At 62.6% G+C, this 25,312-nt stretch carries 20 protein-coding genes; 7 read left to right on the top strand and 13 right to left on the bottom strand.

Annotation, left to right across the window (positions count from 1 at the left end):
• Nucleotides 1-17: 17 nt before the first annotated feature.
• Both HKD31_RS02085 and HKD31_RS02080 read right to left on the bottom strand, forming a co-directional pair.
• Nucleotides 18-908: a transporter gene (locus HKD31_RS02085; RefSeq protein ID WP_062497823.1), complete on the bottom strand. Its 891-nt coding sequence runs from the start codon at nt 906-908 to the stop codon at nt 18-20.
• 77 nt (nt 909-985) lie between these two features.
• Nucleotides 986-3,457 (bottom strand): membrane-bound PQQ-dependent dehydrogenase, glucose/quinate/shikimate family, encoded by a 2,472-nt coding sequence (locus tag HKD31_RS02080; protein ID WP_194263789.1) that lies wholly within the window; start codon nt 3,455-3,457, stop codon nt 986-988.
• 429 nt (nt 3,458-3,886) lie between these two features.
• Between HKD31_RS02080 and HKD31_RS02075 the strand changes: the two genes are divergently transcribed.
• Nucleotides 3,887-4,792 carry a helix-turn-helix domain-containing protein gene (locus HKD31_RS02075; RefSeq protein ID WP_062497766.1) on the top strand — a complete coding sequence of 302 codons (906 nt, stop codon included), beginning with the start codon at nt 3,887-3,889 and terminating at the stop codon, nt 4,790-4,792.
• On the opposite strand, the gene HKD31_RS02070 is transcribed toward HKD31_RS02075, so the two are convergent.
• Nucleotides 4,767-5,147 carry an ArsC family reductase gene (locus HKD31_RS02070; protein ID WP_194263790.1) on the bottom strand — a complete coding sequence of 127 codons (381 nt, stop codon included), beginning with the start codon at nt 5,145-5,147 and terminating at the stop codon, nt 4,767-4,769. The two genes, HKD31_RS02075 and HKD31_RS02070, sit on opposite strands and share 26 nt — an antisense overlap.
• A gap of 192 nt (nt 5,148-5,339) precedes the next feature.
• Here HKD31_RS02070 and HKD31_RS02065 point away from each other — a divergent pair, with 192 nt between their 5' ends.
• The gene (locus tag HKD31_RS02065) at nt 5,340-8,663 is read left to right on the top strand and encodes a Hint domain-containing protein (RefSeq protein WP_194263791.1); all 3,324 of its coding nucleotides are present in this window, start codon (nt 5,340-5,342) and stop codon (nt 8,661-8,663) included.
• A 108-nt stretch (nt 8,664-8,771) separates the two neighbouring features.
• On the opposite strand, the gene HKD31_RS02060 is transcribed toward HKD31_RS02065, so the two are convergent.
• Both HKD31_RS02060 and ggt read right to left on the bottom strand, forming a co-directional pair.
• The gene (locus HKD31_RS02060) at nt 8,772-10,085 is read right to left on the bottom strand and encodes a lipase family protein (RefSeq protein WP_194263792.1); all 1,314 of its coding nucleotides are present in this window, start codon (nt 10,083-10,085) and stop codon (nt 8,772-8,774) included.
• A 48-nt stretch (nt 10,086-10,133) separates the two neighbouring features.
• Nucleotides 10,134-11,837, bottom strand: a complete 1,704-nt coding sequence (gene ggt / locus HKD31_RS02055; RefSeq protein WP_194263793.1) for a gamma-glutamyltransferase — start codon at nt 11,835-11,837, stop codon at nt 10,134-10,136.
• Between the two features lie 224 nt (nt 11,838-12,061).
• On the opposite strand from ggt, the gene HKD31_RS02050 reads away from it, so the two are divergent.
• The 3 genes from HKD31_RS02050 to HKD31_RS02040 all read left to right on the top strand — a co-directional run bounded on the left by HKD31_RS02050 (nt 12,062) and on the right by HKD31_RS02040 (nt 16,940).
• Nucleotides 12,062-13,015: a LysR family transcriptional regulator gene (locus HKD31_RS02050; protein WP_228122122.1), complete on the top strand. Its 954-nt coding sequence runs from the start codon at nt 12,062-12,064 to the stop codon at nt 13,013-13,015.
• On the top strand, nt 13,012-14,274 hold the full coding sequence (locus HKD31_RS02045) for an MFS transporter (RefSeq protein WP_228120115.1): 1,263 nt from the start codon (nt 13,012-13,014) through the stop codon (nt 14,272-14,274). The genes HKD31_RS02050 and HKD31_RS02045 overlap by 4 nt, the downstream gene beginning before the upstream one ends.
• 176 nt (nt 14,275-14,450) lie before the next feature.
• On the top strand, nt 14,451-16,940 hold the full coding sequence (locus HKD31_RS02040; RefSeq protein WP_194263795.1) for a TonB-dependent receptor: 2,490 nt from the start codon (nt 14,451-14,453) through the stop codon (nt 16,938-16,940).
• Nucleotides 16,941-16,982: 42 nt separating this feature from the next.
• On the opposite strand, the gene HKD31_RS02035 is transcribed toward HKD31_RS02040, so the two are convergent.
• Nucleotides 16,983-17,714 carry an SDR family NAD(P)-dependent oxidoreductase gene (locus HKD31_RS02035; RefSeq protein ID WP_062497758.1) on the bottom strand — a complete coding sequence of 244 codons (732 nt, stop codon included), beginning with the start codon at nt 17,712-17,714 and terminating at the stop codon, nt 16,983-16,985.
• Nucleotides 17,715-17,850: 136 nt separating this feature from the next.
• On the opposite strand from HKD31_RS02035, the gene HKD31_RS02030 reads away from it, so the two are divergent.
• A complete protein-coding gene (locus tag HKD31_RS02030; RefSeq protein ID WP_228120114.1) occupies nt 17,851-19,539 on the top strand; it encodes a SulP family inorganic anion transporter in 1,689 nt (562 codons plus the stop codon).
• Here HKD31_RS02030 and HKD31_RS02025 read toward each other — a convergent pair.
• Nucleotides 19,526-19,876: a zinc ribbon domain-containing protein YjdM gene (locus HKD31_RS02025; protein ID WP_194263797.1), complete on the bottom strand. Its 351-nt coding sequence runs from the start codon at nt 19,874-19,876 to the stop codon at nt 19,526-19,528. The genes HKD31_RS02030 and HKD31_RS02025 overlap by 14 nt on opposite strands.
• Before the next feature lie 152 nt (nt 19,877-20,028).
• On the opposite strand from HKD31_RS02025, the gene HKD31_RS02020 reads away from it, so the two are divergent.
• Nucleotides 20,029-20,958, top strand: coding sequence for a Dyp-type peroxidase (locus tag HKD31_RS02020; RefSeq protein WP_194263798.1), 930 nt, complete (start codon nt 20,029-20,031; stop codon nt 20,956-20,958).
• Here the strand turns inward: HKD31_RS02020 and HKD31_RS02015 are convergent.
• The 6 genes from HKD31_RS02015 to HKD31_RS01990 all read right to left on the bottom strand — a co-directional run bounded on the left by HKD31_RS02015 (nt 20,934) and on the right by HKD31_RS01990 (nt 25,238).
• The gene (locus HKD31_RS02015; RefSeq protein WP_194263799.1) at nt 20,934-21,800 is read right to left on the bottom strand and encodes an NmrA family NAD(P)-binding protein; all 867 of its coding nucleotides are present in this window, start codon (nt 21,798-21,800) and stop codon (nt 20,934-20,936) included. The genes HKD31_RS02020 and HKD31_RS02015 overlap by 25 nt on opposite strands.
• A gap of 38 nt (nt 21,801-21,838) precedes the next feature.
• Nucleotides 21,839-22,672: an energy transducer TonB gene (locus tag HKD31_RS02010; protein ID WP_194263800.1), complete on the bottom strand. Its 834-nt coding sequence runs from the start codon at nt 22,670-22,672 to the stop codon at nt 21,839-21,841.
• Entirely contained in the window at nt 22,672-23,106 is a 435-nt protein-coding gene (exbD, locus tag HKD31_RS02005) for a TonB system transport protein ExbD (protein WP_041111108.1), read from the bottom strand. Before exbD ends, HKD31_RS02010 begins: the two co-directional genes overlap by 1 nt.
• A gap of 6 nt (nt 23,107-23,112) precedes the next feature.
• The gene (gene exbB, locus HKD31_RS02000) at nt 23,113-23,838 is read right to left on the bottom strand and encodes a tonB-system energizer ExbB (protein WP_062497754.1); all 726 of its coding nucleotides are present in this window, start codon (nt 23,836-23,838) and stop codon (nt 23,113-23,115) included.
• A 160-nt stretch (nt 23,839-23,998) separates the two neighbouring features.
• Entirely contained in the window at nt 23,999-24,574 is a 576-nt protein-coding gene (locus tag HKD31_RS01995; RefSeq protein ID WP_011252111.1) for a hypothetical protein, read from the bottom strand.
• A gap of 58 nt (nt 24,575-24,632) precedes the next feature.
• The gene (locus tag HKD31_RS01990) at nt 24,633-25,238 is read right to left on the bottom strand and encodes an O-methyltransferase (RefSeq protein WP_194263801.1); all 606 of its coding nucleotides are present in this window, start codon (nt 25,236-25,238) and stop codon (nt 24,633-24,635) included.
• Between the last annotated feature and the right edge of the window lie 74 nt (nt 25,239-25,312).

Here is a 25,312-nt window from a genome sequence, read left to right as displayed (position 1 = left end):
AGGCCGCGGACACGGTCTCAGAACAGATAAGCGATCTTCATATAATACGCGTTCGTCTCCGCCACGTTGCGGCCTTCGACGGAATGGGAATAGCGTGGCGTGATCGACAGACGCTTGGTGACGTAGATCATCGCACCGACACCCAGCGCGGTTTCGCGGCTGCTTGAATTGGCGACCCAGAGGTTGGACGTGTTGTCATGCATACCGCCGCTGTTCTGCCAGTCGAGCGAGAAGAATGGCTCAAAGCGTGACGAGGCTTTCCAGCTGAAACGCAGGTTCGTGTAGAACACATTGCCGGCTGAATAGCTGTGCTCGCCGTTACGGTGTTTGGTCGAACTCACGACGCTGCCAAGATCGCCATCGAAGCTGAAATGCTTCCATTCGTAATCGAAGATGATGCTCGACAGGTTGGCCCAGTAATGAGACGCCAAGGAATCCCGCGTCCCCGACGGGGTTTCCATGAAGGTCTGGATGCCGAGCGTACTGTGCTTGTTGGGCTTGAACCAGGCCGCCGGTCCGACAATCGTCGTGCCCAGACCGCCCCAGTTCTGCCCGTTAGCGAGTGTGTAGGCCTCGGACTGGATCAGCTCGAAGGCGAAGCTGACATGCGGGATCGCGTCGAAACTGCGGAAATGCACGTATTTCGTCATGCCGCTCCAGGTATGACTGCCGCCCCGCGCCCGGCGCTGGCCGCCACTGTCATAGACCGAACCGGCGGCGTTTCCGTCACCATACTGCACGACCACGTTGAACGGCTTGAAGTCCACCGGAAGGTCGTATTCGTGCGGTCCGATGATGGCCAGGGGGATATCGGCGGCATGCGCGGCAACGCCCGGAATAAGGGCAACAGCAGGCATGCAGGCTGCCAGGGCACCAAGGCGCACTCCGAGCGTGAATTTGCGACGCATGACGTGAATTTCCATAGAAATTAATGGGGGGTGTGGAGCGTGCCCTCAGGGGGCACGCTCCATCCATGATCCGGCGATCAGTGCGCGGCTGCGCCCTGTTCTCCGTTCAGGGTATAAGCGATGATATAATCACCGCTGCGGGTGCCAAGGCCCCCATGGCCGCCGGCGGCGATCACAACATACTGCTTCCCGTCAATTTGATAGGACATCGGCGTGGCCTGTCCGCCTGCGGGAAGACGGTCCTGCCAGATGACCTTGCCGTTCGACATGTCGAAACCGCGCAGGTAATCGTCGGCCGTCGCACCCATGAAGGAAACGCCGCCCTTGGTCAGGACGCTGCCGCCGATGTTGTACATACCGGTCGGAAGCGGAAGGTTGTTATGCGTCCGGAAAGGACCCGTGTCGCGCGTGGTGCCGACGGGGTGCTGCCAGACGATCTTCTTCGTCACCAGATCGATGGCCGTGATCGTGCCCCAGACCGGCCCCTTGCAGGGGATCTCGAGCGGGTTCAGCCACGGGCTGGTGTAGGCGATGTACGGCGTACCGTAATCCGGGGACACGCTCAGGGCGTCGCCCTTGGCTTCCGGCTTGTCGCCCTGGCCGTTCCACTTCGGCAGGATGCCGGCGTTTTCGGCCTTCTGGCGATGCTCCAGACGGATCCGGAACGGCAGGTAGCTCGCATTGGCGATCAGCAGTTTGCGCTGCGGATCGATGGAGGCACCCTGCCAGTCAACCACACCATAGAATGCCGGATAGACGATCGTCGTCTTGCCAACATGCGGCGGGGTGAACTGACCTTCGTAAGCGGACTGACGGAACTGGATACGGCAGATCATCTGATCCAGCAGCGTCGCGCCCCACATGTCGCTTTCCTTGAGGTCCGGCGGCGTCAGGGACGGCAGACCGACAGCGAAAGGCTGCGTCGGAGAAACATGGTCATCCGCTGCAACGCCTGCGGTCGGAACCGGACGTTCCTCAACGGGGTAACCCGGAACCGGCTTGCCGGTGCGACGGTCCAGAACGAAGAACTCACCGCGCTTCGTGCTCTGGATCAGAGCAGGGATGTTCTCGCCATTCGGGCCCGGCAGATCGACCATGGACGGTCCGATGGCCAGATCCATGTCCCACAGATCGTGATGCACGGTCTGGAAGGTCCAGCGGCGCTCACCCGTCTCGATATCAAGAGCGATCGTGGCGCTGGAGGTTGCATCGTCGAACGGACGGCGCGAGCCACCCCAGTTGTCCGGCGGGGAATTGCCCATCGGCAGATAGAGCAGACCCAGATCCGGATCGGCTGTGTAAACACCCCAGGCATTTGGCGTGTCACGCGTCAGCTCGTCGTTCGGGCCGGGCTTCCAGTTTTCCGGGTTGTGACCGGCGTCCCAGGCCCATTCGATCTCGCCCGTAATCGGGTTGAACGCACGGATTGCACCGGACGGCTCGAAATTCGCCTGGTTGTCGAAGATCCAGCCACCAAGAACCACACGATCCTTCACCACCAGCGGCGGCGACGTCACGAAGTGGAAGCCATGCGGAACATGACCGAGATACTGGCGCAGGGAGATGAAGCCGTGCTCGCCGAAGTCTTCGCAGGGCTTGCCGGTTTCGGCATCGACAGCCAGCAGGCGCACGTCGCCGACCGGGGAGAAGATGCGCTTCTGGCAGGCCTTGGACCCGTCCGGAGCCTGATAGTCGTCCGGCGCCTTGTAATAGGACACGCCACGGCAGGCCAGATAGACGTTCGCGGCCAGATCGGCGGCAGCCGGCTTGGGATCGAACTTCCACTTCACCTTGCCGGTCCGGGCATCGAGCGCCATGACCCAGTTGTGCGGCGTGCAGAGATAGAGCGTGTCATCGACCTTGATCGGGGTGACTTCGAGGTTGAACTCGTGGCCCTGATCCGGTCCGGCAACCACACCTTCATCGGCCTTCTGGACGTCACCCGTACGGGTCACCCAGGCACGCTTGAGGCTGCTGACATTCGCCGGCGTGATCTGTGCCAGCGGGCTGTAGCGGTCACCGCCCACCGTGCGGCCATAGGCCGGCCAGTCGGCTTCCGGGGTGTCCTTGGCCGTCAGGTCGGACTGACCCGTAGCCGCCATGCGGTCTGCGGGAAGCGTGCCGTTGATGGAGTAGGACGTGAAGCAGCTTGCGATGATCGCAACCATCGCGAGGGCGGCGGAACCGAGCAGTTCGCGCTTGTCCGAAACCCAGTTATGACCGGTGCGCCACACCCATGGCAGCAGCATCCAGGCCGCGATGCCGACGAGCGTGAACAGACGGACTTCCAGGCCCCAGATGTCGAAGCCGACTTCAAGAACGGACCAGATGGTCGCCACCAGCAGAAGCGCTGCGTACAGACGCGCGCCCAGCAGCGGATTCCTGAAGCTGATGCCCGCCGCGGCAAGCATCACGAGGCCCGCAAGGGCGTAGAACCACGAACCGCCGAGAATGAGGAGATATCCCCCCCCTCCCAGCAGGAAAAGCCCGACAAGCGCGAGCAGGATAGAGGTTAATGGAGACATTACCCTCTGGAGTGAAGCAGACATGACACCTCGTTCTTGCGAAAAACGAAAACCATTCTCTCTGAAATGATTTGTCTTTCCTGATCATCGGCGGAACGCGATACCGTTGGCGTTCCGTCATGGCTGTGGCGGACGGGTCAGCCCTGTTCGTACGTCAGGAAGGACAGTGACCGGCGCTTGCAAAAGCTCCGGCTTCATGCCTGCTTCCCTTCCGACCCACAGCACTGAACCGGAAAAGACAAGGAGCGCTGCGTTACCGATGGCTTGCGAAAAAAACCACCTGACACACAACGTTTCACCTTTTCCGGGATCCGTCATTCCTGATTCCGTTCGCCGCGGGCTATCCCACATCGTTGAACCCTCACCCGATTGTGACCTTCCGCGCTGCACCTGTCGCAAAACTGCGACAGGTTTTCGGCACCCGGTGTCTTATGTCGCGGCCTGGGGGGCGCGATGAGCACCACCACATCCCGCACCTGCCTGTCCGATTCATGGGCAAGATGCTCCACGAACTACAATCTGGATCCGTCCGAACGCTGGGAAACACAGGTCCTCAGCCAGCCGGAACTGCGCTTCGTCAGCGGCCGCACGCAGCGCCTGATCCAGAGCGCGATACCCGAAATGCAGCATCTGCACCGGCTGGTGGATCCGCTGGACTTTACGGTGATGCTGGCCGACCCCACGGGCATCGTCCTCTCCCGCCATACGCAGCGCAGCCAGCTCAGCGGCTGCCGGCGCTGGCGCTTCCAGGCGGGGGCAGTATGGGACGAGCAGAATGCCGGGACCAATGCCATCGGCACCTGCCTGCGCGAAGAACGCCCGGTCATGGTCGTGCATGACCAGCACTGGCGGCTGTGCTTCCGCAAGCTCACGGGCATGGCCGTGCCGGTCTATAATTCCATCGGGGAACTGGCAGGCGCGATGGATATCAGTTCGTTCACGGCTGAAAACGTCCTGCCGGCCGCACCGCTGCTGATGGACGCCCTCCTGACGACCGCCCGGCGCGTGGAGGAAAAACTGTTCCATGACCGCTTCGGGCAGGACATGATCGTGACCCTTGGGCCGTCCACGTCATCCTCGTCGATGCTGGTCGCTCTCGACCGTGACGGTCATGTCCGGGGTGCGACACATGCCAGCCGCCGGCACATGAACTGGCCCGAAGGTGAACTGTCGAACCTTCCGGCCCTGCTGCCCCTGCTCGATGCGCAGGAAGAGCCAAGTTTCCGCCGGGCCGAGACGCAGGTCATTCACTCCGCGCTGGCGACGGTCCACGGCAATGTCAGTGCTGCCGCGCGTCTTCTGGGCGTGAGCCGCGCCACGCTACACCGCAAGATCAGGGCGCTGGGTCTTGAGCGCTGAAGCCTGACAGGCCCGACGCGTAGTCCTCGGGGCGGAATCCGACCAGAAGAAGTCCCGGACCTTCCAGCACCGGACGCCGGATCATGGCCGGATGTTCCAGCATGAGCGCAATGGCCCGCTCCGCGTCGAGGCCCTCCCGAAGTTCCGGCACCAGCTTGCGGAACGTCGTTCCCGAACGGTTCAGCAGTTTCTCCCAGCCCAGCCGGGCCACCCAGCCTTCGAGACGTGAGCGATCCACACCGTCCCTGCGATAGTCGTGGAAGGTGAACGCGACCTTGTGCTCGCCCAGCCATATGCGCGCCTTGCGCATCGTGTCGCAGTTGGAAATTCCATAAATCGTGACGGATGCGGCCATGAACCCTGTTCCTCTTTTCCCGCCATGCAGGGGCGATCGCGGTCATGAAACCATGCGCCGGGCGTTCCCACAAATCCGTCAAAAGATGTCCCGACCAGTCACGTTTTGTTAGAAAAGCCAAAAATCGATTGTTAATTTTTTCATGGAGTGCATAGTTAACAAACTATTAACCACTTTCGTGGCGTACATTTCATGAGTGAACAGACAGTTACATCTGGCAAGTCAGTCAATGGATCAACCGTTTCCAGTGGCGACATCCTGATCGTGTCTTCCGGCGGAAGCGCGGTTTCGACCACCGTTCTCGATGGCGGTTCGGTTGACGTTCTCGACGGAGGCATGATTTCCGCCACCTCCATTTCCGGTGCGGCCGAAACCGAGGAGCAGAACCAGGCCGTCATCGTCCGCAGCGGCGGTTCCGCGGTAGATACGACCGTTTTCCATGACCAGTTCATCGTCCTGAATGGCGCGAGCGCCTCGGGCGTTGTCCTCAACGACGGTGGCATGACGGTCCAGGGTACGGGCTCGGCCACCGACGTCACCGTGAACTCGCAGGGCAACTATGCGGTCTATGTCGACGGCGGCACGATGACCAACACCGTCATCAACAATGGCGGCGGCATGGTCGAGTACAGCGACTCCGGCGACACGACCGGCAAGGGCGGCTCGTCCTACAACACGGTCGTCAACAGCGGCGGCTTCGACGTTGTGCTGAGCGGCAAGTCCGTCAACGAGACCGTCAATGCCGGTGCCTACGAGCAGGTTTATGCCCATGGCGTCGCCAGCGGCACGACCCTTTCCGGCGGCAATCTGTATGACGCGGGTTCGGCGCTCGGCACCACGATCAGCGGTGGCACCCTGACCGTCGAGGCTGGTGGCGTCGCGGTCGGCACGCAGAACACCAGCGGGTGGTCGGTCGTCGACTCCGGCGGCGTGACGAGCGGGGCCGTCATCAGCGGCCGCGCCGCGTTCCAGAGCGTCGCTTCGGGCGCCGTGGATTCCGCATCCACGATCGCCAACGGCGCCAAGGAATGGCTGTCCGGCACAGCCGTCAATGACGTCGTCTCCGGCGTCGGCGAACTGCATATCGCGTCCGGCGCAACCGCCGCCAACACGACCGTCAGCACCCATGGCCATGAGTATGTCAGCGCAGGCGCCGTCGCTTCCGGCACGACCCTGTCCTATCAGGCCATGGACTATGTGGACGGAACGTCGCAGGACGCCACGCTGTCCACCAACAGCCTCCAGATCGTCAACGCTGACGGCCTGGCCGACCATGCAACGCTGTCCACCGGCGCGGTCCAGTACGACAACGGGATCTCGCAGAACACCGTCCTGAACGCAAGCGGCACCGAAGTCGTCGGCCAGTATGGCATGTCCTTCGATACCACCATCAACAGTGGTGGCGTCGAAAAGATCGGTTCCAGCGGCACGGGCGCCAGCGAGACCGTCAACGCGGGCGGCGTGCTCGATGTCCTGTCCGACGGCAAGAGCTACAATGCCAGCGTGACCGGCGGGACGGAAACGGTCGAGGCCGGTGGCCGCAGCGTCAGCACGAACCTGATCAGCGGCAGCGAAGTCGTCAGCGCCAGCGGCCAGGCCATCAACACGGCTGTCAGCGGCGGAACGCTCCTCGATGCCGGCCTTGCGGAAGGCACCACCATCACGGGTGGTTCCATGACGGTTGCAAGCGGCGGCTTTGCCAGCGGCACGACCGAAACCAAGGGCAACATCACCGTCCAGTCCGGCGGCTCGACGGTCGGCACGCTGCTCAGCGGCAGTCAGGCTTACGAGACAGTTCAGGCCGGCGGCGTCGAGAACGGCGCGACCATCATCCGCGGTCAGGACACGGTCGCAGGCTCGGCCTTCGGTGACACCGCCACCACGCTTGGCAAGATCAACGTCCTGTCCGGCGGTTACACCAGCGGCAGCACCGTCACGCGTCATGCGCATGAGACGGTCAGCGCAGGCGGCACCGCCGTCGGCACCGTTCTTGACCAGCAGGGCATGGACTACGTGTATGGCGCCTCCATCAGTGCCACGGTCGAAGGCGGCAGCCAGCAGTCCATCAGCGCGGGCGGCACGGCGAGCGAGACGACGGTCGGCAGCGGGTCCATCCAGTATGATGCTGGTCGCACCGATCACACCACGCTGCAGCAGGGCGCTTTTGAGACGGTTCTGTCCGGCGGCGTGGCCGACGAAACCACCGTTGCTTCAGGTGCCTGGCTGACGGTGGATGCCGGTGGCGAGATCGACGAGACGGTCCTTGCAGTCGGCGGTCATATCGACATCGACAGCCTGCAGTATGCCGGCGTGGCCAAGGCCGCCATCAATGGTGACACCCTCGTCGTCACGGAAGGCGATGCGAGCTACACCATCGATCTCGAAGGCGATTATTCCGACTACCACGCCGAGCTGACTAAAGACGGCGACGGCAGCACGGTTGTCACACTCGCCAAGGGCAGCGAGATCTGCTTCCTGCCGGGCACGATGATCACGACGCCTTCCGGCAGCGCGGCCGTCGAGGATCTGCGCATCGGCGACGCGGTTACGGCCTGGGTCGATGGCAGCCCTGTCAGCCGCAAGGTCACCTGGGTCGGCAGCAAGCGCGTCCGTGCGCAGGGTGGCGCCTCGGCTGACCTCTCCGGTCATCCGGTGCGGATCCTCAAGGATGCGATTGCCGCGAACGTGCCGAACAAGGACCTGCTGGTCACGCCGGAACACTGCCTCTTCATCGATGGCCGTTTCGTCCCGACCCGCATGCTCGTCAACGGCCGTTCGGTGTTCTACGACCGCTCCATCAGCGTCTATGACTACTTCCACATCGAGACGGAAAACCACTCTGTCATCATGGCGGACGGCATGCTGACAGAGAGCTATCTCGACACCGGCAACCGTCGCAGCTTCACCCAGCACGGTGAAGTCGCAAGCCTCGGAACACGTCTGGGTGGCCGTCAGAAGAGCTGGGAACAGGACGCTGCCGCAGCCCTGACCGTGGACCGCGCAACGGTGGAGCCGATGTTCCGCCAGATTGCGGACCGCGCCATCGCTGCCGGTCTGGAAAGCCATGAAGCTGCTGCCGAACTGACCCAGGATGCAGACCTGCATCTCGTGGCGGATAACGGCACGGTCATTCGTCAGAGCCGTGAGGCCGCTGGCCGGGCGATCTTCATGATCCCTGCCGAAGTGAGCGCAGTTCGCGTCGTCTCCCGCACGGCCCGTCCGTCCGAGACGGTTGGACCGTTCGTTGACGACCGTCGTGAACTGGGCGTTCTGGTCGGCGATGTCGTCCTGTACGACTCCCGCGCCACGCGCTCCATCACGTCGCATCTGACGGACGCCAATCTGGATGGCTGGCAGGCCGCCGACGACGCCACCTGCCGCTGGACGGCTGGCAATGGCCTGCTGGCGCTCGGTGAGCGCGATCAGGACAGCCTTGCCCTGCTCTCCATCGAGATCCGCGCCGCCGGCCCGTATCTCGCAGACCGCGCAGTCGAGACCGCCGCGCAGTTCGCCTGATCCTTCAGGCTCCGCGGCGTTCCTTCACGGGATACCGCGGGACAGAAAAAACCCGGGAGAGGCCTCGCCTTTCCCGGGTTTTTTCATGCCTGCCGCAACAGCGCCGGATCAGTTGTTCCAGCGGACACCGGCGAGCGGCTTTTCCAGCTTGGAGATCGGCTTGATGGTCCGGCAGTTGCCGCGCGGTTTGACGCCCTTGAGCAGGCTGAGCGCGAAGGGCACGGAATCATCGGCGGAGACATTGACCGCGCCGTTATGGGTCAGGCCCGGATACTGCTTCCAGGTCACAGGCGTTCCGGCATCGCACATCGCGGCGACCGCATCATACTGCTGGGACACGCCGGCCTCGTCATCCGCAAGTCCCGTCCCTACAAAAACCGGCATTTTCAGATGCGCGTCCGGAATGGTGAAGGCCGTATCGAAGCCCTGTTCCAGCGGTGAGCGATCGCCGGTGAAGACGTTCTCTTCCGTCATGTCATGAGCGTTGGTGTATTTGAACAGATCGCCCAGGCAGGACTGACGGGCCTGATGGGAGAGGTCTTTTCCCTTCTCCGTCATGAACTGCCGCACATCCGCCTCCGGATGCAGGCTGGTCATGGAGCCTTCGACCGTCAGGATGCCGTAAGACGCCGACATATGCGGGGATTCCGGATTGTCACGCGTGATCTGCGGGTGGGCCGTGTTCGCCGGGACATGGAACGCGATCACGACGCCCGTCGCCACCGTGCCCAGCACATGCAGGTCCGGCGCGTATTGCGGAGCGAGCCAGCCGGTTCCGAGAGCCGCACCACCGCCCTGCGACTGCCCGACAAGGACAATCTGGTTGCGCAGCGTGCCCTTGTACTGCTGCAGCGAGGCCCGCAAGCCGTTCAGAACGCTATAGCCTTCGGGGCGATACATCAGATACGGGTGCGGTCCCGGCGTTCCCAGACCCTGATAGTCACTGGCGACCACGGCAAAGCCTGCGGCCAGCCAGCGGTCCAGATAGGCCCGGTCCCGCGAGAAATAGCCGCGCCATGAGGGGGCGCAGATATCGGCAATCCCGGTCGTGCCATGTTCCCAGGCCACGATCGGCCAGCCACCCTTCGGCGGTGTGCCCTTCGGGAAGATGATCTGCCCGGAGACGGCTACAGGCGCGGGCTCGCCGACACCGCTGACGGATGTGTAAAGCGTGCGGACAGCCAGACCGGCATTGTCCGGCAGGTGCTTGCCCTGAATTTCCTCGGTGCGGATCATGTTGCCCGGCCCGGCCGGAAGCTGCGCCGGCGGCTGATAGAAGGCGCTGACGCCACCATCGCCGTGCGGCCGGTCCGGCTCGGCCACAGCGACCTGCTGTTTCGGTGCGGGCTGCGGGGTGGCGCAGGCAGCGAGCGTTCCAAATGCGCTGGCACACAGGAAAAGACGGGCGGGAAACTTCTTCATGATGTTCTCCAGCGACGGGAATAAGGATCTGTAGCGGGCAGGAAAGACTTACTGGCCGAGGGCAACGCCGTCACGATGCGGGTCACCCCAGCCACTCAGCCCGTCCGGGCCAATGGTGATGGCCTGCACGGCGGCATTCATCACGGCAGCATGCGGATGATGGCCCATGCGCTCAAGCGCGGTTTTCAGTTCGGCGGCTGATGTGCCGTGTTCCAGCTCTTCCGCGCGGTTCTGCGCGCCGATGCGCGGCTGCTCGATGGCCGTGCGGATGTTCTGACCCCAGGCGAGATGGCCGACCAGCGTCTGCACCACGGAATCAATGATCCGCGCGCCACCGCCAGCGCCCACGATCACTTCAGGCTGGCCATCCGCGCCGAATACGATCGTCGGCGCCATCGTCGTGATGGGGCGCTTGCCGGGGGCCGCGATATTGGCGACCGGCTGCCCGTCCACGACAGGATGTGTCGCGAAATTGGTGATCGCGTTGTTGAGGACGACGCCGTCCACGACGATATCCGCCCCGAAGTTGAGATTGATGGTCGTGGTGAAGGATAGTGCATCCCCGGCAGCATCCCGAATGGCCAGATGCGTGGTAGCGGGCACTGTCATGGCGTCGGACACCGGAAGACTGGCCAGACGGCTTTTCAGCACGCCCGGACGGACCTGTCCTGCGGCTTCTCCCGTCGAGACGAGAGCCGCACGCGCGTCCAGATAGGCCGGGCTCAGCAGTTCGTCCGTTGCAACGGGCGTGTAATCGGGGTCGGCAGCGTATTTGCGGCGGTCGGCCTCTGCCAGACGCGAGGCTTCGAGCAGAAGATGCGCAGCCTCGACGCTGCCGGGACGGTACTGGCCAATCTTCAGACGATCAAGAATCGCAAGCTGCTGGAGCACGGACAGCCCACCTGCGACCGGCGGGGCAGCGGAGCAGATGCGGCGGCCAAACGCCTCGACACAGAGCGGCGCACGCTCACGGACCTTGTAGGACGCGAGATCCTTCGGTGTGATGTGGCCCGGATACGGCCCTGTCGCCACGGCAGCGGAAATCTTCCGAGCGAAAGCGGGGCCGTAGAAATAGTCCGCACCCTTTTTCGCCACCTGCGTCAGCGTCCCGGCCAGCGCCGGATTGTGCAGGATCGTGCCTTTGGGCAGCGGATGACCGTCCGCGTCGAAATAGGCCTTGAAGCTGGCTTTCTGTGCCAGTTCCGGGCGTTCCGTCAGGACGAGGTGCAGATAGCCGGGCATCGCATAGCCATTACGGGCCGTGGCGATGGCGGCCTGAAACAGATCGGCCCAGGGGAGCTTGCCGTAGCGTTTGTGCAGAAGCTCCAGCGTCCGCAGCGTGCCCGGAACGGCGACGACGCGCCCGCTGCGCTCCAGCAGGGCGTGGGGAATGGCGTGCCCGTCCGCGTCATGTGCGTAATCCTGCGGCACGATGGCAGGAGCGGCGGCCAAACCGTCATAGAACGAGAGCTTTCCGGCGCCCTTGTCCCAGTACAGGATCGTGGACCCGCCCCCCAGACCGGACGCCTGCGGCTCGACCACGGCCAGCACCATCTGGGCCGCGATGGCGGCATCGACCGCGCTGCCGCCGCGGCGGATCACATCCATCGCGGCCTGCGAGGCCAGCGGATTGGCTGTGGCAGCCATGGAGGTCGTGGCCGTGCTGGGCTGCGCGACCGGAGCCGTGCTGACGGCTGCATGATCCGTCTGCGCACATCCGCCCAGCGCCAGTGTCTGCATCAGTCCCATCATGCCGAACACTCCGCACAGGCTGACCCGGCGCCGGCTGAAAAGACGGTTGCGAGCCAATGGACGGGATGCAGGAAATGCTCTGGAATGCATGATGCAGCACACACTTTCATGGTCGGAACGGAAAACATCGTAACAGGATCGTTACGGCCTTCAATCGCCCCGATAAATGCTGCTATGATGGAAACATTATCAACCAGCGGTTTGCAATGAACGTTTTTCAGGCCATGACCACCTTCATGGCGGTCGTCGAGACCGGCAGCATGACCGCTGCCGGAGAACGCTGCGGTATTTCCCCCACCATGGTGGGCAATTACGTGCGCCTTCTGGAGGAACGTCTGGGCACGAGCCTGCTGCGCCGTACCACGCGCCGGCAGAGCCTCACGGCGTTCGGGGCCGTCTATTTCGAGAAATGCCAGTCCATTCTCAAACTGCTGGATGAAACCGAACATCTGGCACAGGCCGCGCAGACCCTGCCCTCCGGCACCCTGCGCGTCACGGCTCCAGTCACTTACGGTACCCAGAGCGTCACGCCCTGTCTGGCGCGGTATCTGGCCGAAAATCCGTCCGTGGATGTTGATCTGGTGCTAACGGAACGCAGCGTGGATCTGACGCATGAGAAGTTCGACATCGCCATCCGCCTGGGCGTGCCTGAACCGTCCTCGCTCATGTGTCGCCGGCTGACGGATTACCGCATGACGCTGTGTGCGTCCCCGGACTATCTCGACCGTCGGGAAGAGCTTCTGGTTCCGCAACAGCTTGCGACGCATGATGCGCTGGCCTTTGCCTATACGTCCTCATCGCCCTGGCACTGGGCGCGGCATGAGTGGCATTTCGAAAGCCCCAAGGGCCGCGTGACGGTGGAAATGCGCCGACGTGGGCTGTTCAACAGCACGCAGGCCATGCGCCGCGCGGCTCTGGGCGGGCTGGGCATCGCGATGCTGCCGACCGATCTGGTGCAGGACGATCTGAAAGCCGGGACGCTTCAGGCGCTCCTGCCCGATTACACGCTGCCCTCACGGCCAATCTATCTGCTCTATCACAAAGAACGCTACAGCGCGCCGACGCTGCATTCCTTCATCCGGTTCATCATGCGCAATCTCGGGGACCGCCCGACAGGATCAGGACACGGCGGATCAGGACAGGGTGGAGCGGGTGCTGGTGGAGCCGGAGCATCATGAACGCGGATGGCAGGCCTTCCACGCGTTTCAGGATGACGCTGCCTGTCATTGCTTCCATTCTCGGCAACATCATAGAATATTACGATTTCGTTATTTACGCATCGTTCTCAAGCTCCATCGGGCAGACCTTCTTTCCTGCCGGACTGGCCTTTTCCCAGATCGCGCTGACCCTTGCGACCTTCGGCTTCACCCTGCTCGCACGCCCTGTCGGCGCCGTTGTGCTCGGGATCTGTACGGATCGCAGGGGCCGGACCTTCACGATGATCCTGTGCATTGCGCTCATGGCGATCGGCAGTCTGCTGATTACCTTCACGCCCGGCTATCAGAGCATCGGCATGGCTGCCCCGCTCCTGATCGTCACGGCGCGCCTGCTGCACGGGTTTTCACTGGGGGGAGAGTTTGGAAGTGCCACGTCCTTCCTGATCGAACAGGCGCCGGGCCATGAGGCGCGGGCCGCAAGCTGGCAGGCCATCGGGCAGATCGTCGCCTCCCTTGCCGCCGCGATCGTTACACTGACCCTGACCCTGCTGCTGCCCGCGCAGGGTTTTGACAGCTATGGCTTCAGGATCGCAGCCGGTCTGGGCGCCCTGGCGGGGCTGCTGGCGCTGGTCCTGCGCTTCAGGCTGATCCGGACGCGCCCCTCGCCCCCCGTTGCGACAGTCACGGTCCCATCCCCGTTCCTGAGGCGGGAGAACCTGCTGCGCACGCTCGCTGTCATGGGCGCCGTCGCGCTGGGAAGTGGCATCACCTATCTGGGCATCTACATGCCCCATTATGCCCGGCTGCACTTCCATGTCGCGGCCCGTCTGGCCTATGCGTCGGCGCTGCTGACTTATGGGGGGCAGCTTGTGTTCACGCCCCTGCGCTGGAAGCTGGCGGATTATTTCGACAGGACCCGCAGCATCACGCCGATGCTCCTGTCCTGCGCCCTGCTGTTCTGCCTGCCCTGGCCGATGTTCCGGCTGGTCTCGATATGGCCGGAGAGCATCCTTGTCATGCCGCTTCTGTTCAACGTCACCGGGCTGCTCTATTTCGCGGCTCTGGACGGCTTCATCGGCCTTCTGTTCCCGAACCGCCTGCGCGGGCGTGGCCTGACGATCGGCTATTCCTTCGGCGTCGTCCTGTTCGGCGGTCTCGCACCGCTGACGAACGCGGCCCTGATGTCCTGGAGCGGTACGGAACAGGCCCCGGCGTTCTATCTGGGCCTGACCGCCCTGATCTCGGCGAGCGCGATTTTCGGGGCCAGACGCCTGCTCTGAACCGGGAATGTTCCGGTGCATCCACATTTCCGGGCCGGAATGGACATCCCTGCTTTACGACAGACTATGAAACTATCAATTATTTCTTCGGAATGTTCTTATGATCATCTCCTTTATCTTCAGCCCCAGATTCATAACGGTATCGTAGCGTTAGTTTTTTCAGGATCCCGCCAGACATGTCTTCCACAATCCCCGCCCCGTCAGACCCCGTGCGTCCCTGCCGACTGCCCGCGTTCTCCTTTCTTGCCGGACGAGGAAAAACCATTCTGGCGGCTGCCACGATCCTCAGCAGCGCAACCGTTCTTGCAGCCAACGCCGCCTGGGCCGAAGACACCACAAAGACCAGACATACCCGCAAGGCCGCACATCACGCCGCGCCCACCGCGACAGAATCGAAAGGTAGTCAGGAATCGATCAGCGTTCTCGGACAGCGCAGCCAGGCGCCCGGTGGCGGCATGATGCGGGCGGAAACGGCGGCGCGCTCGGTCCAGTCGGTCACGCAGGCCTATATCGAGATGCAGAGCCCGACCAGCTCACCGCTCGACCTGATCAAGAACCTGCCCAGCGTCAATATTTCGACGCCAGATCCTTCCGGAAACGAAGGCGGCTCCATCAGCAGCCGCGGCCTGTATGACAATGACATCGGTTTCCTGCTCAACGGCATGCCGATCGCCAACGGGTCCTCGACGGCCGCGTCGAACTTCATCCAGAACTATATCGACAGCAACAACATCGCCTCGGAATCCATGACGCCGGGCTCGATCTCGGTCGAAGATCCGCTGACGTCCGCCGCGGCCGGTGCGCTGAGCATCACCACCCGCGCGCCATCGCAGAAATTCGGCGGTTTCATCTCAGGAAGCTACGGCTCCTTCAACACGTCGCGCGAGTTCATCCGGCTGGACAGCGGCGAGATCGGCCACTCCGGCATCACGAGCTATGCCTCGTTCTCGAACATGCATTCGGACGCCTGGCGCGGTTCGGGCACCAGCGAGCGCAAGCACATGGATTTCCGGATGACCAAGAAGATCGGCGAGCGCAGCTCGATCGACCTCTTCGTGGGCTATAACCACTCGTTCTATTACCAGAACCGCTATCCGACGATGGCGAATTTCTATGCGGACAAGAACGGGCTGCCGGTTACGACCCCGATCAGCTATACCGCGACCTTCAACCCGCTCTCCCCCAGCAGCTATTACGGCGTGCATGGCTCGGACAAGGACCAGTTCTACGCGTCCCTGCCGATGAACTTCGCGCTGAACCATCTCTTCAGCGTCACCATCACGCCCTATTACCAGCGCGGGGCCATCACGCTGAACAGTGCCTCGCGTCTGCAGGAAGGCCATACCTATGCGGGAACGGCACTGCAGAAGGTTGACCTGAACGGCGACGGCAAGATCAGCACGGCCACGCGCGCCGATGTCTCGACCAATTCCATGTCCATGAACCAGCAGGGCGGCGTCGTGGCCAGCCTGCACTGGCATGGCGAGAACAATGACGGCCAGATTGGCTACTGGCACGAGGAGAATTCCTATTCCCTCAAGACGCCTCTCTCGCGCATGAACCAGGTCACGGGGGCGCAGCCTTCGGACACGGATACGGCCGCCTATTACCGCACCACGAGCGGCAACATCTATTATTCGACCAACTATGTCGGCTCCTACAGCCTCAATTCCGGCTTCATGGAAGACACGCAGTTCTTCCTGAACCACAAGATGTCGCTGACGGGCGGTATCAAGGTCGTGTCCGAAACCCTGCGGGGTCAGGACTTCCTGGCCAGCACGGCAAGCAGCTCGAACCACACCTTCGTCTCCCCGATGCCGCGCATGTCCTGGTCGTGGGACTTTGCTCCGCACCATCAGGTCTACATCAATGCCGAAGGCGACTTCCGCGCGCCCTCACCCGTCAATCTGATCACCCGCTACAGCACGAGCACGGGTGCCATGACGACCTCGGGGGCCAATGCGAAGCCGCAGTATTCGATCAAGGAAGAGCTGGGATACCGCTATACGGGTGACATCTTCCTGGCGGATGTCAGCGTCTACAACTTCAACGTCACCAACCGCCTGCTGTCGCTCAACACGTACAGCAATGACGTGCCGGTCAGCGAGACGCTCAATACGGGTGGCGAGACGATCCGCGGCGTGGACCTGATGCTGTCCACCAAGCCGCTGTTCCATCGCTTCCGGCCGTATCTGTCGTTCGAATACCTGCACGCCACGATGGACAACAATCTGCCGATTGCAGCCGATAACGGGTCGATCGACTATCTGAAGACGCGCGGCAAGACGCCGATCATGACGCCGAAATTCATGGGCAGCATCGGCCTGACCTATACGGAAGGCCCGTTCTTCCTGAATGCCAGCATCCGCTACACGGACAAGCAGTATTCGACGTTCATGAACGACCAGACGATGCCGTCCTATTTCTCGGACTCGCTGTCTCTGGGGTATCACCTGCCGAAGTTCTTCATCGCGCAGGCCCCGGTCTTCAAGCTGAACTTCACCAACCTGACCGGCCAGTACAAGCTGGGTGGCGTCTATTACTTCGCGGAAAATGCGAAAGCCACGACGGGTGTGTATGGCAACAAGATCTCGGCGGATTCCGCGCCGTCCTATTACATCCAGCCGCCCTTCTCGATGATGGGCTCGCTCTCCACCAGCTTCTGAAGCAACGACGGCTCCCTCATATCGAGGGAGCCGTTTTCGGTCTCAGGCGACGAGACCGCCATCCACCAGGATGGAGGCACCCGTGATGTAGGACGCATCCGGGCTGGCGAGGAACGACACGGTGCGGGCAATGTCGTTGACCTTGCCGTAGGATTCCGTGGCCGTGAACTTGCGGATGACGGCTGCGGCCGCTCCGTCCTCGGGGTTGAGGTCCGTTGCGATCGGGCCGGGCTCGACGACATTGGCCGTGATACCCTGTGGGCCGAGATCCCGTGCCACACCCTTCGTAAAGCCGATCAGGCCAGCCTTCGTCGCCGAATAGAGCGAGATGCCCGGGAACGGCGCACGCTCACCGAAGGCGGAGCCGATATAGATCAGGCGGCCGCCTGTCTTCATGTATTTCAGGGCCTCAACCGTCTCGACCATCGCAGCGCGCAGGTTGAGGTTCAGAACATCCTCGATCTGCGTGACGGTCATCTGGGCAATCGGGCCGTAGGGGTAGATGCCCGCGTTGCACACGAGGGCGTCCAGACGTCCGAAGGCTTCATGCGTCTTCGTGATGGCTGCGATATTGCCGTCCGTGCTGCCGCCATCGGCCTGAACGGCGACGGCCTTGCGGCCCAGCGCCTCGACTTCTGACACGACTTTCTGCGCGGCTTTTTCGTTGCGGGCATAGGTGATGGCAATATCGAAGCCATCCTGCGCCAGCTTGAGCGCGATCGCCGCACCGATACCGCGTGATCCACCGGTAATGAGCGCTACTCTGTGGGTCATGATCCTGTTCCTTCTGACTGCACTGACGAAAGATCCGTCTTTGAGCTGCCAGATCATGAGGCATTTTCGGGCCGGACCCAACCACCTGTTGGACATTGTGAAGACATCCTTCCCGCAAAGGCCTAGAACACATCTCATGTCGGAACAGCAGAACCCCACCGGACCCCGTCGCGGGTGGACGGATATTGTCGCAGGTCTTTCCCTTGCCTCGGTGAATATTCCGCAGGTTCTGGGTTATACGCGTATTGCGGCCATGCCAGCGGTCACGGGGCTTTATACGGTCCTGCTGCCACTTGTGGCCTTTGCAGCGTTCGGTTCGTCCCGGCATCTGGTTGTGGCCGCTGATTCCGCGACGGCTGCCATTTTCTCAAGTGCCATCGGCAAGATGGCACCGCCCGAAAGCGCGCATTACATCGCGCTCGTCAGCATGACCGCACTCCTCTGCGCGGCGCTTCTGCTGGTGGCGCGGGTCTTTCGACTGGGCTTTCTGGCGGATTTCCTGTCGCGCACCGTGCTGACGGGATTTCTGGCCGGGGTGGGCGTGCAAGTCTGCATCGCGATGCTGCATGACATGCTGGGCGTTTCGGTCAGCGCGCATAATCCGCTGGTGCAGGCCTATGAGACCTTCCGCCAGATCCCGCATGGGAACCTGATGGTCGCGGGTCTCTCGGCGGTGACGGTCGGCATTCTCATGACCGGGCAGCGCCTTGCCCCGCATCTGCCCGCCGGGCTCTGCGTCGTGATCGGCAGTATTGCGCTGAGCATGGGGCTGAACCTGTCCCATCACGGTGTCCCGACATTGGGGCATGTCGCGGGCGGGTTGCCGCATTTCGGCCTGCCAGATGTTTCGTGGAACGAGCTTCTCGCCCTGCTCCCCGTCGCGGCGTCCTGCGTGTTCGTCATCATTGCGCAGAGCGCCGCCACGTCCCGCGTCTTCGGGGAGCGGTTTCATGAAACCGTTGATGAGGACCGTGATCTTCTGGGCCTGTCGGCGGCCAATGTTGCCGCGGGACTAAGCGGGACCTTCACCGTCAATGGCAGCCCGACCCAGACGGCCATGGCCGTCCGATCCGGTGCCCGCACGCAGTTGGCGCAGGTCACCTTCGCCTGCGTGACGCTCCTGGTACTGCTGTTCCTCACGCGACCGCTCGAAGCCCTGCCCCGCTGCGTTCTGGCGGGGATCGTCTTTACCGTGGCGGTCGGCATGATCGATCTGAAAAGCCTGCGTGCGATCCGGCAGGAAAGCCCCGGCGAGTTCTGGCTGGCCGTCACGACAGCGGCTGTCGTTGTGGGGGTTGGCGTCGAGGAAGGCATTTTCCTTGCCATCGCGCTCTCGCTGTTCCGCCATGTCCGGCACAGCTACGAGCCACATACGATGGTGCTGCAACAGTCCCCGACGGCCGGAGTTCTGGAAGCCCTGCCCGCGAAGGACGGGCTGGAAAGCGCACCCGGATTGATCGTCTTCCGCTTCTGCGCGGATCTGTTCTACGCCAATTCGACGCGCTTTCGGCAGGATCTGCTGGATCTAGTGGAGCATGCGCCCCATCCTGTCCGCTGTGTCGTGCTGGATGCGAGCCCCGTCACCGACATCGATTATTCCGCTGCCGCCGACCTGCGGGACCTGATCGCGCAACTGCACCAGCGCGGTATTGCGCTGCTCTTCGGGCGGGTGAGCGTCTATCTGCGCGCCGATATGGACCGGCACCACATCACTCCGGCGCTCGGGGACGGCAATATCTACGCCGAACTGCATACGGCGCTGAAAGCCGCCCACCAGATCCTTGGGGACATTGCTGTGCCCCCGTCGCCCGTTAGGCCTTCCTGACGAACTCGGACTTGAGGTTCATCGCACCGATCCCGGGGATCTTGCAGGCGATGTCATGCCCGTCGCCACCGTCCGAAAGGCGGATGTTCTTCACCTTGGTGCCGCCCTTGACGACCATGGACGAGCCCTTGATCTTCAGATCCTTGATGACCGTCACGCTGTCGCCATCCGCCAGGACATTGCCATTGGCATCGCGGATTTCAGCAGAAGCCTCGCTGCTCTCCGCTGCCGTCTCGGCCGGGTTCCACTCATGCGCGCATTCCGGGCACATCCACAGCGCACCATCCGGATAAACGTGTTCGCACCCGCAGACCGGGCATTTCAGATTACTGTCCATGATGACCTTTTTCCGTTTGTGGCCGGACACTACTGCACGCAGTCCGTATTTCAAAACGGAGCTCACCCGTTTTCGTAATCTGTTCGTTCGACATGGAGCGCGCTATCAACGGGGCAGACATATATTGCCACGCTGATGGAAAGACTGTTCCGATGTCCGACACCACGCCCCAACCCGTTGCCGCCCCCCTGACCCGGGCCGCCATTTTTCTGGTCCTGAACATCAACCTCGGCACGGATGCGGAAAAGACCATCCGCGGCCTCTGCGCGGACCTCTCAGGCCTGCGCCGTACGGTCGGTTTCCGGGACCTGAAGGGGCAGCTTTCCTGTGTTCTGGGTTTTGGCTCTGCCGCCTGGGACCGTCTCTTTCCCGGTCCGCGCCCGAAGGAACTGCATCCGTTTCAGGAAATCAAAGGCGTCCATCACGCCGTCTCCACGCCCGGCGACATGCTCTTTCACATCCGCGCCACGCGCATGGACATGTGTTTCGAGATGGCCAAGCTGATCATGGACCGCCTGCGCAGCGTGTGCACGGTTGTCGATGAAGTGCACGGCTTCAAGTATTTCGATGACCGGGACCTGATCGGCTTCGTGGACGGCACGGAAAACCCGGAAAACGCCGCAGCATGCGAAGCCGCGATCATCGGCGATGAAGATCCGGCTTTCAAAGGCGGCAGCTACGTCATCACCCAGAAATACTTCCACGATCTCGATGCCTGGAACACCCTGCCGATCGAGATGCAGGAAAAGATCATCGGCCGCAGAAAGCTCTCCAATGTCGAGCTTGATGACAAAACAAAGCCCGCTTACGCCCATAACGCGCTGAATGTCGTGACCCGCAACGGAAAGCAGGTCGACATCCTGCGGGACAACATGCCGTTCGGTGAAGCCGGCAAGGGTGAATTCGGCACCTATTTCATCGGCTATGCCCGCTCCCCGTCCGTGACCGAGGAAATGCTGCACAACATGTTCGTCGGCAAGCCGGAAGGGAATTACGACCGCCTGCTGGATTACAGCCGCCCTGTTACGGGCACGCTGTTCTTCGTCCCGTCAGCCGATTATCTGGACGATATCGACGCCTGATCGCGCAGGCAGGTCTGAAGGTCCGTCGCACCCCGCAAGGGCGTGCGCGGACGGTCATACAGCCCGTCCACGAAAATCCCCGTCATGGTGGCATAGGACTGCGCGGCTTCGGGGCAGAAGCCGTGACTGCGATAGAACTTCAGCCATTGCGAACGCGGGATTTCGTCGACTGTCACATCCCGCTCCAGCACGGCGCCGAGTGCGGTCGCGACGTCTTCCGGCGTATAGGTTTCGGGGCCTTCGATGCTGTAAGTGCCCGTCTCTTCCACTGGCGCGACCAGAAGACGGGCCGCCAGTTCGCCCACATCCTGCGGCGCGACCATCGGGGCTTTGAAATCCTTTGGCAGCAGGCTGGGAAATACCCCTGACTGCCGCGCAGTGGACAGGGCGCCGTACCAGTTGCTCATGAAATACGCCGCCCTCACGACACAGAGCGGTACTCCCGTTTCCCGTGCGCCCTGCTCGAAAGTGTACAGACTCCCCAGATCCCCGCAATGCGGGTTGTCCTGCGCGCCATAGGTTGACTGCACGACGATCTTTTCCAGAGACGCTCCCCGGACGGCTTCGATGATGGAATGAACCGTGCGGCGTTCTTCGTGGTCCACATCCAGCGTTGGGCTGGCAGGCGGGTTCAGCAGAAATGCGCGCCGGGCTTTGCAAAAAGCTGCCGTCAGGGCCGCCGTGTCGTGAACATCGAGCACGGCCACGCTGGCCCCACGGGCAGACCACTCAGAGTCCTGTTCCGGACGATGCAGAACAACCGTAACCGGCCGCCCCTGTTCCAGAAGACGTCTGGCGACCGTGCCGCCCACATGCCCTGAGGCGCCGAGAACGATATCCATGTCATTTCCCCCTGCACGCTGTTTAGGGGTAAAGTGGATCAGTGTTCCAGATAGAACTCGATGGGAACCGTCAGGGATAGCGGATCGCCCTGCACACTGTCGGGCGGGATGGGCAGCGGTTCGGCACGGTGGATCAGGGCCAGCGTCTCCGCATCCAGCAGGTCATGCCCCGCGCTGCGCTTGAGGCTGGCGCTCAGGACATGGCCTTTGCGGTCCATGACGAAATGCAGCAGGGACGTTCCCTCCTGATGCGTGGACTGGGCTTCCTGCGGATAGCGCTTGAACCGTTCCAGACGCGCCAGGAGTTCGCCCTGCCAGGTCACGGGATCATGCGATGCATGGCTGGAGGTGGTGGCCGAAGCGGCGCTCGGGCTGGTCGTGGGCGGCGCTTCCACGTTGCGCGGAGCCGTGGTCTTTTCCGCAGGCGGCGCTTTGACCGGAACGGGCGGGAGCGGCTTGTGCACACTTGGTTTGTGCGGCCTGATCTTTTCCGTCTTGGGCACCGGGACCGGCGGGTTGGGCGCGGGGCTTGGCGGCGCTTCGACCTTGGGCGGATCTTCCGGCTGCGGCTCCGTGGAGGCCACGGCCTGCTGCGGGCCGGGATCGACATCCTGCTGCGGGGCCGGAACCGGCGCGGGGACAGGCGCAAGATCGATGCTAATCGCAGCCGGAGGCGGTTCCGCCGCCAGAATGGGCTGGGGATGGGCAGACGTGACCGCCCAGAACAGGACAGCACCCGTGAGGACGACAACACCCAACGCCGAGCCGCCCCAGAGCCATGCGCTCCGGCGGTCTTCCAGACGGCATGTTGCGGCGTACCATTCCCGAAAACTCGGCAGCGTCGCTTGCGCGGAGATCAGCCCGTCCGACATCAGGGCGTTGTTCCGGTCGTCTGGCCCTGCAGCGTCACGAGCGCCACCTTGAGATAGCCCGCGCTGCGCAGATGATCCATGACGTCCATGAGCGTGCCGTAATCCACGGTCTTGTCGGCGCGCAGGAAGATGCGTTCGTCGCGGTTGCCCTTGGTCGCGGCGGCGAGCGCTTCCGTCAGTTGCGCGGCGGGCACGTCATTTTCGCCAAGAGCCAGATTGTGGTCTGCCTTGACGGTCAGGAAGACGGGTTCGTCCGGCCGGGGGGCCGTCTGCTGCGTGGAGGACGGAAGATCGACGGGGACGTTGACGGTGGTGAGCGGGGCCGTGACCATGAAGATCACGAGCAGCACCAGCATGACGTCAATGAACGGCGTGACGTTGATTTCGTGCGCTTCGAGCACGGTTTCGTCCGCATGGCGGATCCGGATGGCCATGGAAGCTTACTCTGCCGCAGCCAGCGTATCGCGCCCGAAGCGGAGCACCTTGCCGCCGCTGATCCCGCGCGCCAGATCCCGCGAGACGAGGCGCATCACGAGCGACGTCAGATCCGCGACACAGGCTCGGCAGGCTGCCGTCTGGCGGGCGAGATGGTTGTAGATCACCACGGCCGGAATGGCGGCGACGAGGCCGAGTGCGGTTGCCAGAAGTGCTTCGGCAATGCCCGGCGCCACGACGGCAAGGCTGGTGGCATGGGCGGCCGCAATGCCCGTGAAGGACGACATGATGCCCCAGACCGTGCCGAACAGCCCGACAAACGGAGACGTCGCGCCGATGGTCGCCAGCACGCCCGTCCCCCGCATCAGGCGGCGGCCCTCGGCGGCTTCCAGCCTTTCGAGATGCAGGACGATACGTTCCTTGATGCCTTCGCGGTCCCCAGGAATGTCCTGCGAGCGCTGACGCTCCACTTCGGCCGCCATGACCATGGCATGTGCGATGCCGGAGCCCGATCCGGTGCGCGTCCATTCCTCGCCGATATCCAGCGTCTCGGCGTCTTCGAGCGTGATTTCCGATTTCTTCAGCCGTGCGCGAAGGCGCTGCAGTTCTATGGTTTTGGCAATGAAGATCGTCCAGGTCACCAGCGAGGCCATCGCAAGGATTGTCATGACGCCCCGCACGACCGGGCCGGCGTCGAGAAACATCTGCCAGGGGGAAAAGCTAAGGGACATCACGGCACCTGTTGGAACTGCGGGAATACTGAATCGACGATAATGAGAGTCATTCTCACTATCAAGGATGATTCGTATCCTCCTGCATGTCGTTTCGTGTCCAAGGGCCGGATTTCAGGTGAATATGAAAAAGCCCCGGTCAGACCGGGGCTTTTGTATCTCAGTCCTGATGCTGTTCGGGGTGCTGGTGATGGCCCCCATGGCCTGATCCGTCACCCGGACCGGCATGGTCATGCGGGCGCTGAAGGACTGCGACCACCGTATCATTGACGGGATGTCCGGACGCCTTTGCGATATCGTCGAGCGTCTGATCCGCCGAGCTGACCGTATAGCCCTGTGCCTGAAGGCGGTGCACGAGAGCGTCCGCATCCGTATGGACCAGTGGTGCCAGCAGCGTGAGCGGCGCGTGTTCCAGAACCGGCAGCGCCATAAATGCCGTCTGCCGGTTGCCCGCATGTCCGCTGGGCGCCTGAAAGAAGAACGGGATGCAGCCCGCGAACGCGATGATCAGCGGCACATACAGCGTCTTGCGACGGGCGTAATTGACCAGCGATGTCCAGTTCTTCACCAGATGAAGGATGAAGGGTGCGAGAAGCACCATGCTCAGCCATTCATGGATGGGATGAAACGCTGTCGGCCCCCAGTGGAAGAACAGCGCCACGCCCGTGACGCCGGAGACAATGAAGAACCCGGTCGTCAGTGGGGTTCCGTATCGGTTCATGAATGTCTTGAACATGTTGCTTTCTTGTGCCGGCACAGCGCCGGCCGCAGGTTGATGTCAGAAAAACAGGGATTTAAGCGGGGAGATACCGGCTGACTTCGAGCCCTGTCCCCACGGGCAGCGGCACGCTCAGCATGTGCGGGATGGCGCGGACGGCCTGCTGGTACTTTCGCGCGTCTTCGCCACCGGGAACGCGCATGTTGTCCGCAACGATAATGGCACCTGGGTTGAGTTTCGGCAGGACGGCCTCAAGGCAGGGCACATAGAGGTCTTTCCACAGATCCATCAGGACGAAGTCGATGCCGTCGTCCATCTGGCCGATCAGGTCCAGCGCATTGCCGTGGCGGAAATCGACATAACCAGTCAGCCCGGCCCGCTCCGCCATGTCGCGGGCATAGGCGATCTTGTGAGTCTCAAGCTCCATCGTCACGAGCCGTCCGCCCGCAGTCCGTGCCGCCTCTGCCAGCCAGATTGTGGAATAGCCGTAGGACGTTCCCAGTTCGAGAATGGTCGGCTTTTCCAGCACCCGCGCGAGAATGCTGATGAGCTGTCCGGTCCGGCGGCCCACAGCCAGAAACCGTTCGGAATTGGGACGATGGATCCCGGCGTTACGCTCTTCGCGCTCGGCCTGAATCCGCTCGTGATAAAGCTCCAGAACCTGTGCGACACGATCATCCATGCAACGCGATCCTTCCCTGGGAACCATATCCTGTCATGGTTTCAGGCGCTGTCACCTCACCATTCTGTATGAAA

The sequence above is a fragment of the Gluconobacter potus genome, assembly GCF_015244705.1.
Classification (GTDB): domain Bacteria; phylum Pseudomonadota; class Alphaproteobacteria; order Acetobacterales; family Acetobacteraceae; genus Gluconobacter; species Gluconobacter potus.
Note: the sequence above shows the minus strand (reverse complement) of the source record. Positions and strands in the feature narration are given on the sequence as shown.

Bases quoted from the DNA above. Each gene is read 5' to 3' on its own strand.
- HKD31_RS02060 (WP_194263792.1), bottom strand. From the start codon at position 10,085: ATGAAGAAGTTTCCCGCCCGTCTTTTCCTGTGTGCCAGCGCATTTGGA.
- HKD31_RS02025 (WP_194263797.1), bottom strand. From the start codon at position 19,876: ATGGACAGTAATCTGAAATGCCCGGTCTGCGGGTGCGAACACGTTTAT.
- HKD31_RS02075 (WP_062497766.1), top strand. From the start codon at position 3,887: ATGAGCACCACCACATCCCGCACCTGCCTGTCCGATTCATGGGCAAGA.
- HKD31_RS02045 (WP_228120115.1), top strand. From the start codon at position 13,012: ATGAACGCGGATGGCAGGCCTTCCACGCGTTTCAGGATGACGCTGCCT.
- HKD31_RS01990 (WP_194263801.1), bottom strand. From the start codon at position 25,238: ATGGATGATCGTGTCGCACAGGTTCTGGAGCTTTATCACGAGCGGATT.
- HKD31_RS02015 (WP_194263799.1), bottom strand. From the start codon at position 21,800: ATGGATATCGTTCTCGGCGCCTCAGGGCATGTGGGCGGCACGGTCGCC.
- HKD31_RS02050 (WP_228122122.1), top strand. From the start codon at position 12,062: ATGACCACCTTCATGGCGGTCGTCGAGACCGGCAGCATGACCGCTGCC.
- HKD31_RS01995 (WP_011252111.1), bottom strand. From the start codon at position 24,574: ATGTTCAAGACATTCATGAACCGATACGGAACCCCACTGACGACCGGG.
- HKD31_RS02065 (WP_194263791.1), top strand. From the start codon at position 5,340: ATGAGTGAACAGACAGTTACATCTGGCAAGTCAGTCAATGGATCAACC.
- HKD31_RS02070 (WP_194263790.1), bottom strand. From the start codon at position 5,147: ATGGCCGCATCCGTCACGATTTATGGAATTTCCAACTGCGACACGATG.
- HKD31_RS02040 (WP_194263795.1), top strand. From the start codon at position 14,451: ATGTCTTCCACAATCCCCGCCCCGTCAGACCCCGTGCGTCCCTGCCGA.
- exbD (WP_041111108.1), bottom strand. From the start codon at position 23,106: ATGGCCATCCGGATCCGCCATGCGGACGAAACCGTGCTCGAAGCGCAC.
- ggt (WP_194263793.1), bottom strand. From the start codon at position 11,837: ATGATGGGACTGATGCAGACACTGGCGCTGGGCGGATGTGCGCAGACG.
- exbB (WP_062497754.1), bottom strand. From the start codon at position 23,838: ATGTCCCTTAGCTTTTCCCCCTGGCAGATGTTTCTCGACGCCGGCCCG.
- HKD31_RS02030 (WP_228120114.1), top strand. From the start codon at position 17,851: ATGTCGGAACAGCAGAACCCCACCGGACCCCGTCGCGGGTGGACGGAT.
- HKD31_RS02035 (WP_062497758.1), bottom strand. From the start codon at position 17,714: ATGACCCACAGAGTAGCGCTCATTACCGGTGGATCACGCGGTATCGGT.
- HKD31_RS02080 (WP_194263789.1), bottom strand. From the start codon at position 3,457: ATGTCTGCTTCACTCCAGAGGGTAATGTCTCCATTAACCTCTATCCTG.
- HKD31_RS02085 (WP_062497823.1), bottom strand. From the start codon at position 908: ATGCGTCGCAAATTCACGCTCGGAGTGCGCCTTGGTGCCCTGGCAGCC.
- HKD31_RS02010 (WP_194263800.1), bottom strand. From the start codon at position 22,672: ATGTCGGACGGGCTGATCTCCGCGCAAGCGACGCTGCCGAGTTTTCGG.
- HKD31_RS02020 (WP_194263798.1), top strand. From the start codon at position 20,029: ATGTCCGACACCACGCCCCAACCCGTTGCCGCCCCCCTGACCCGGGCC.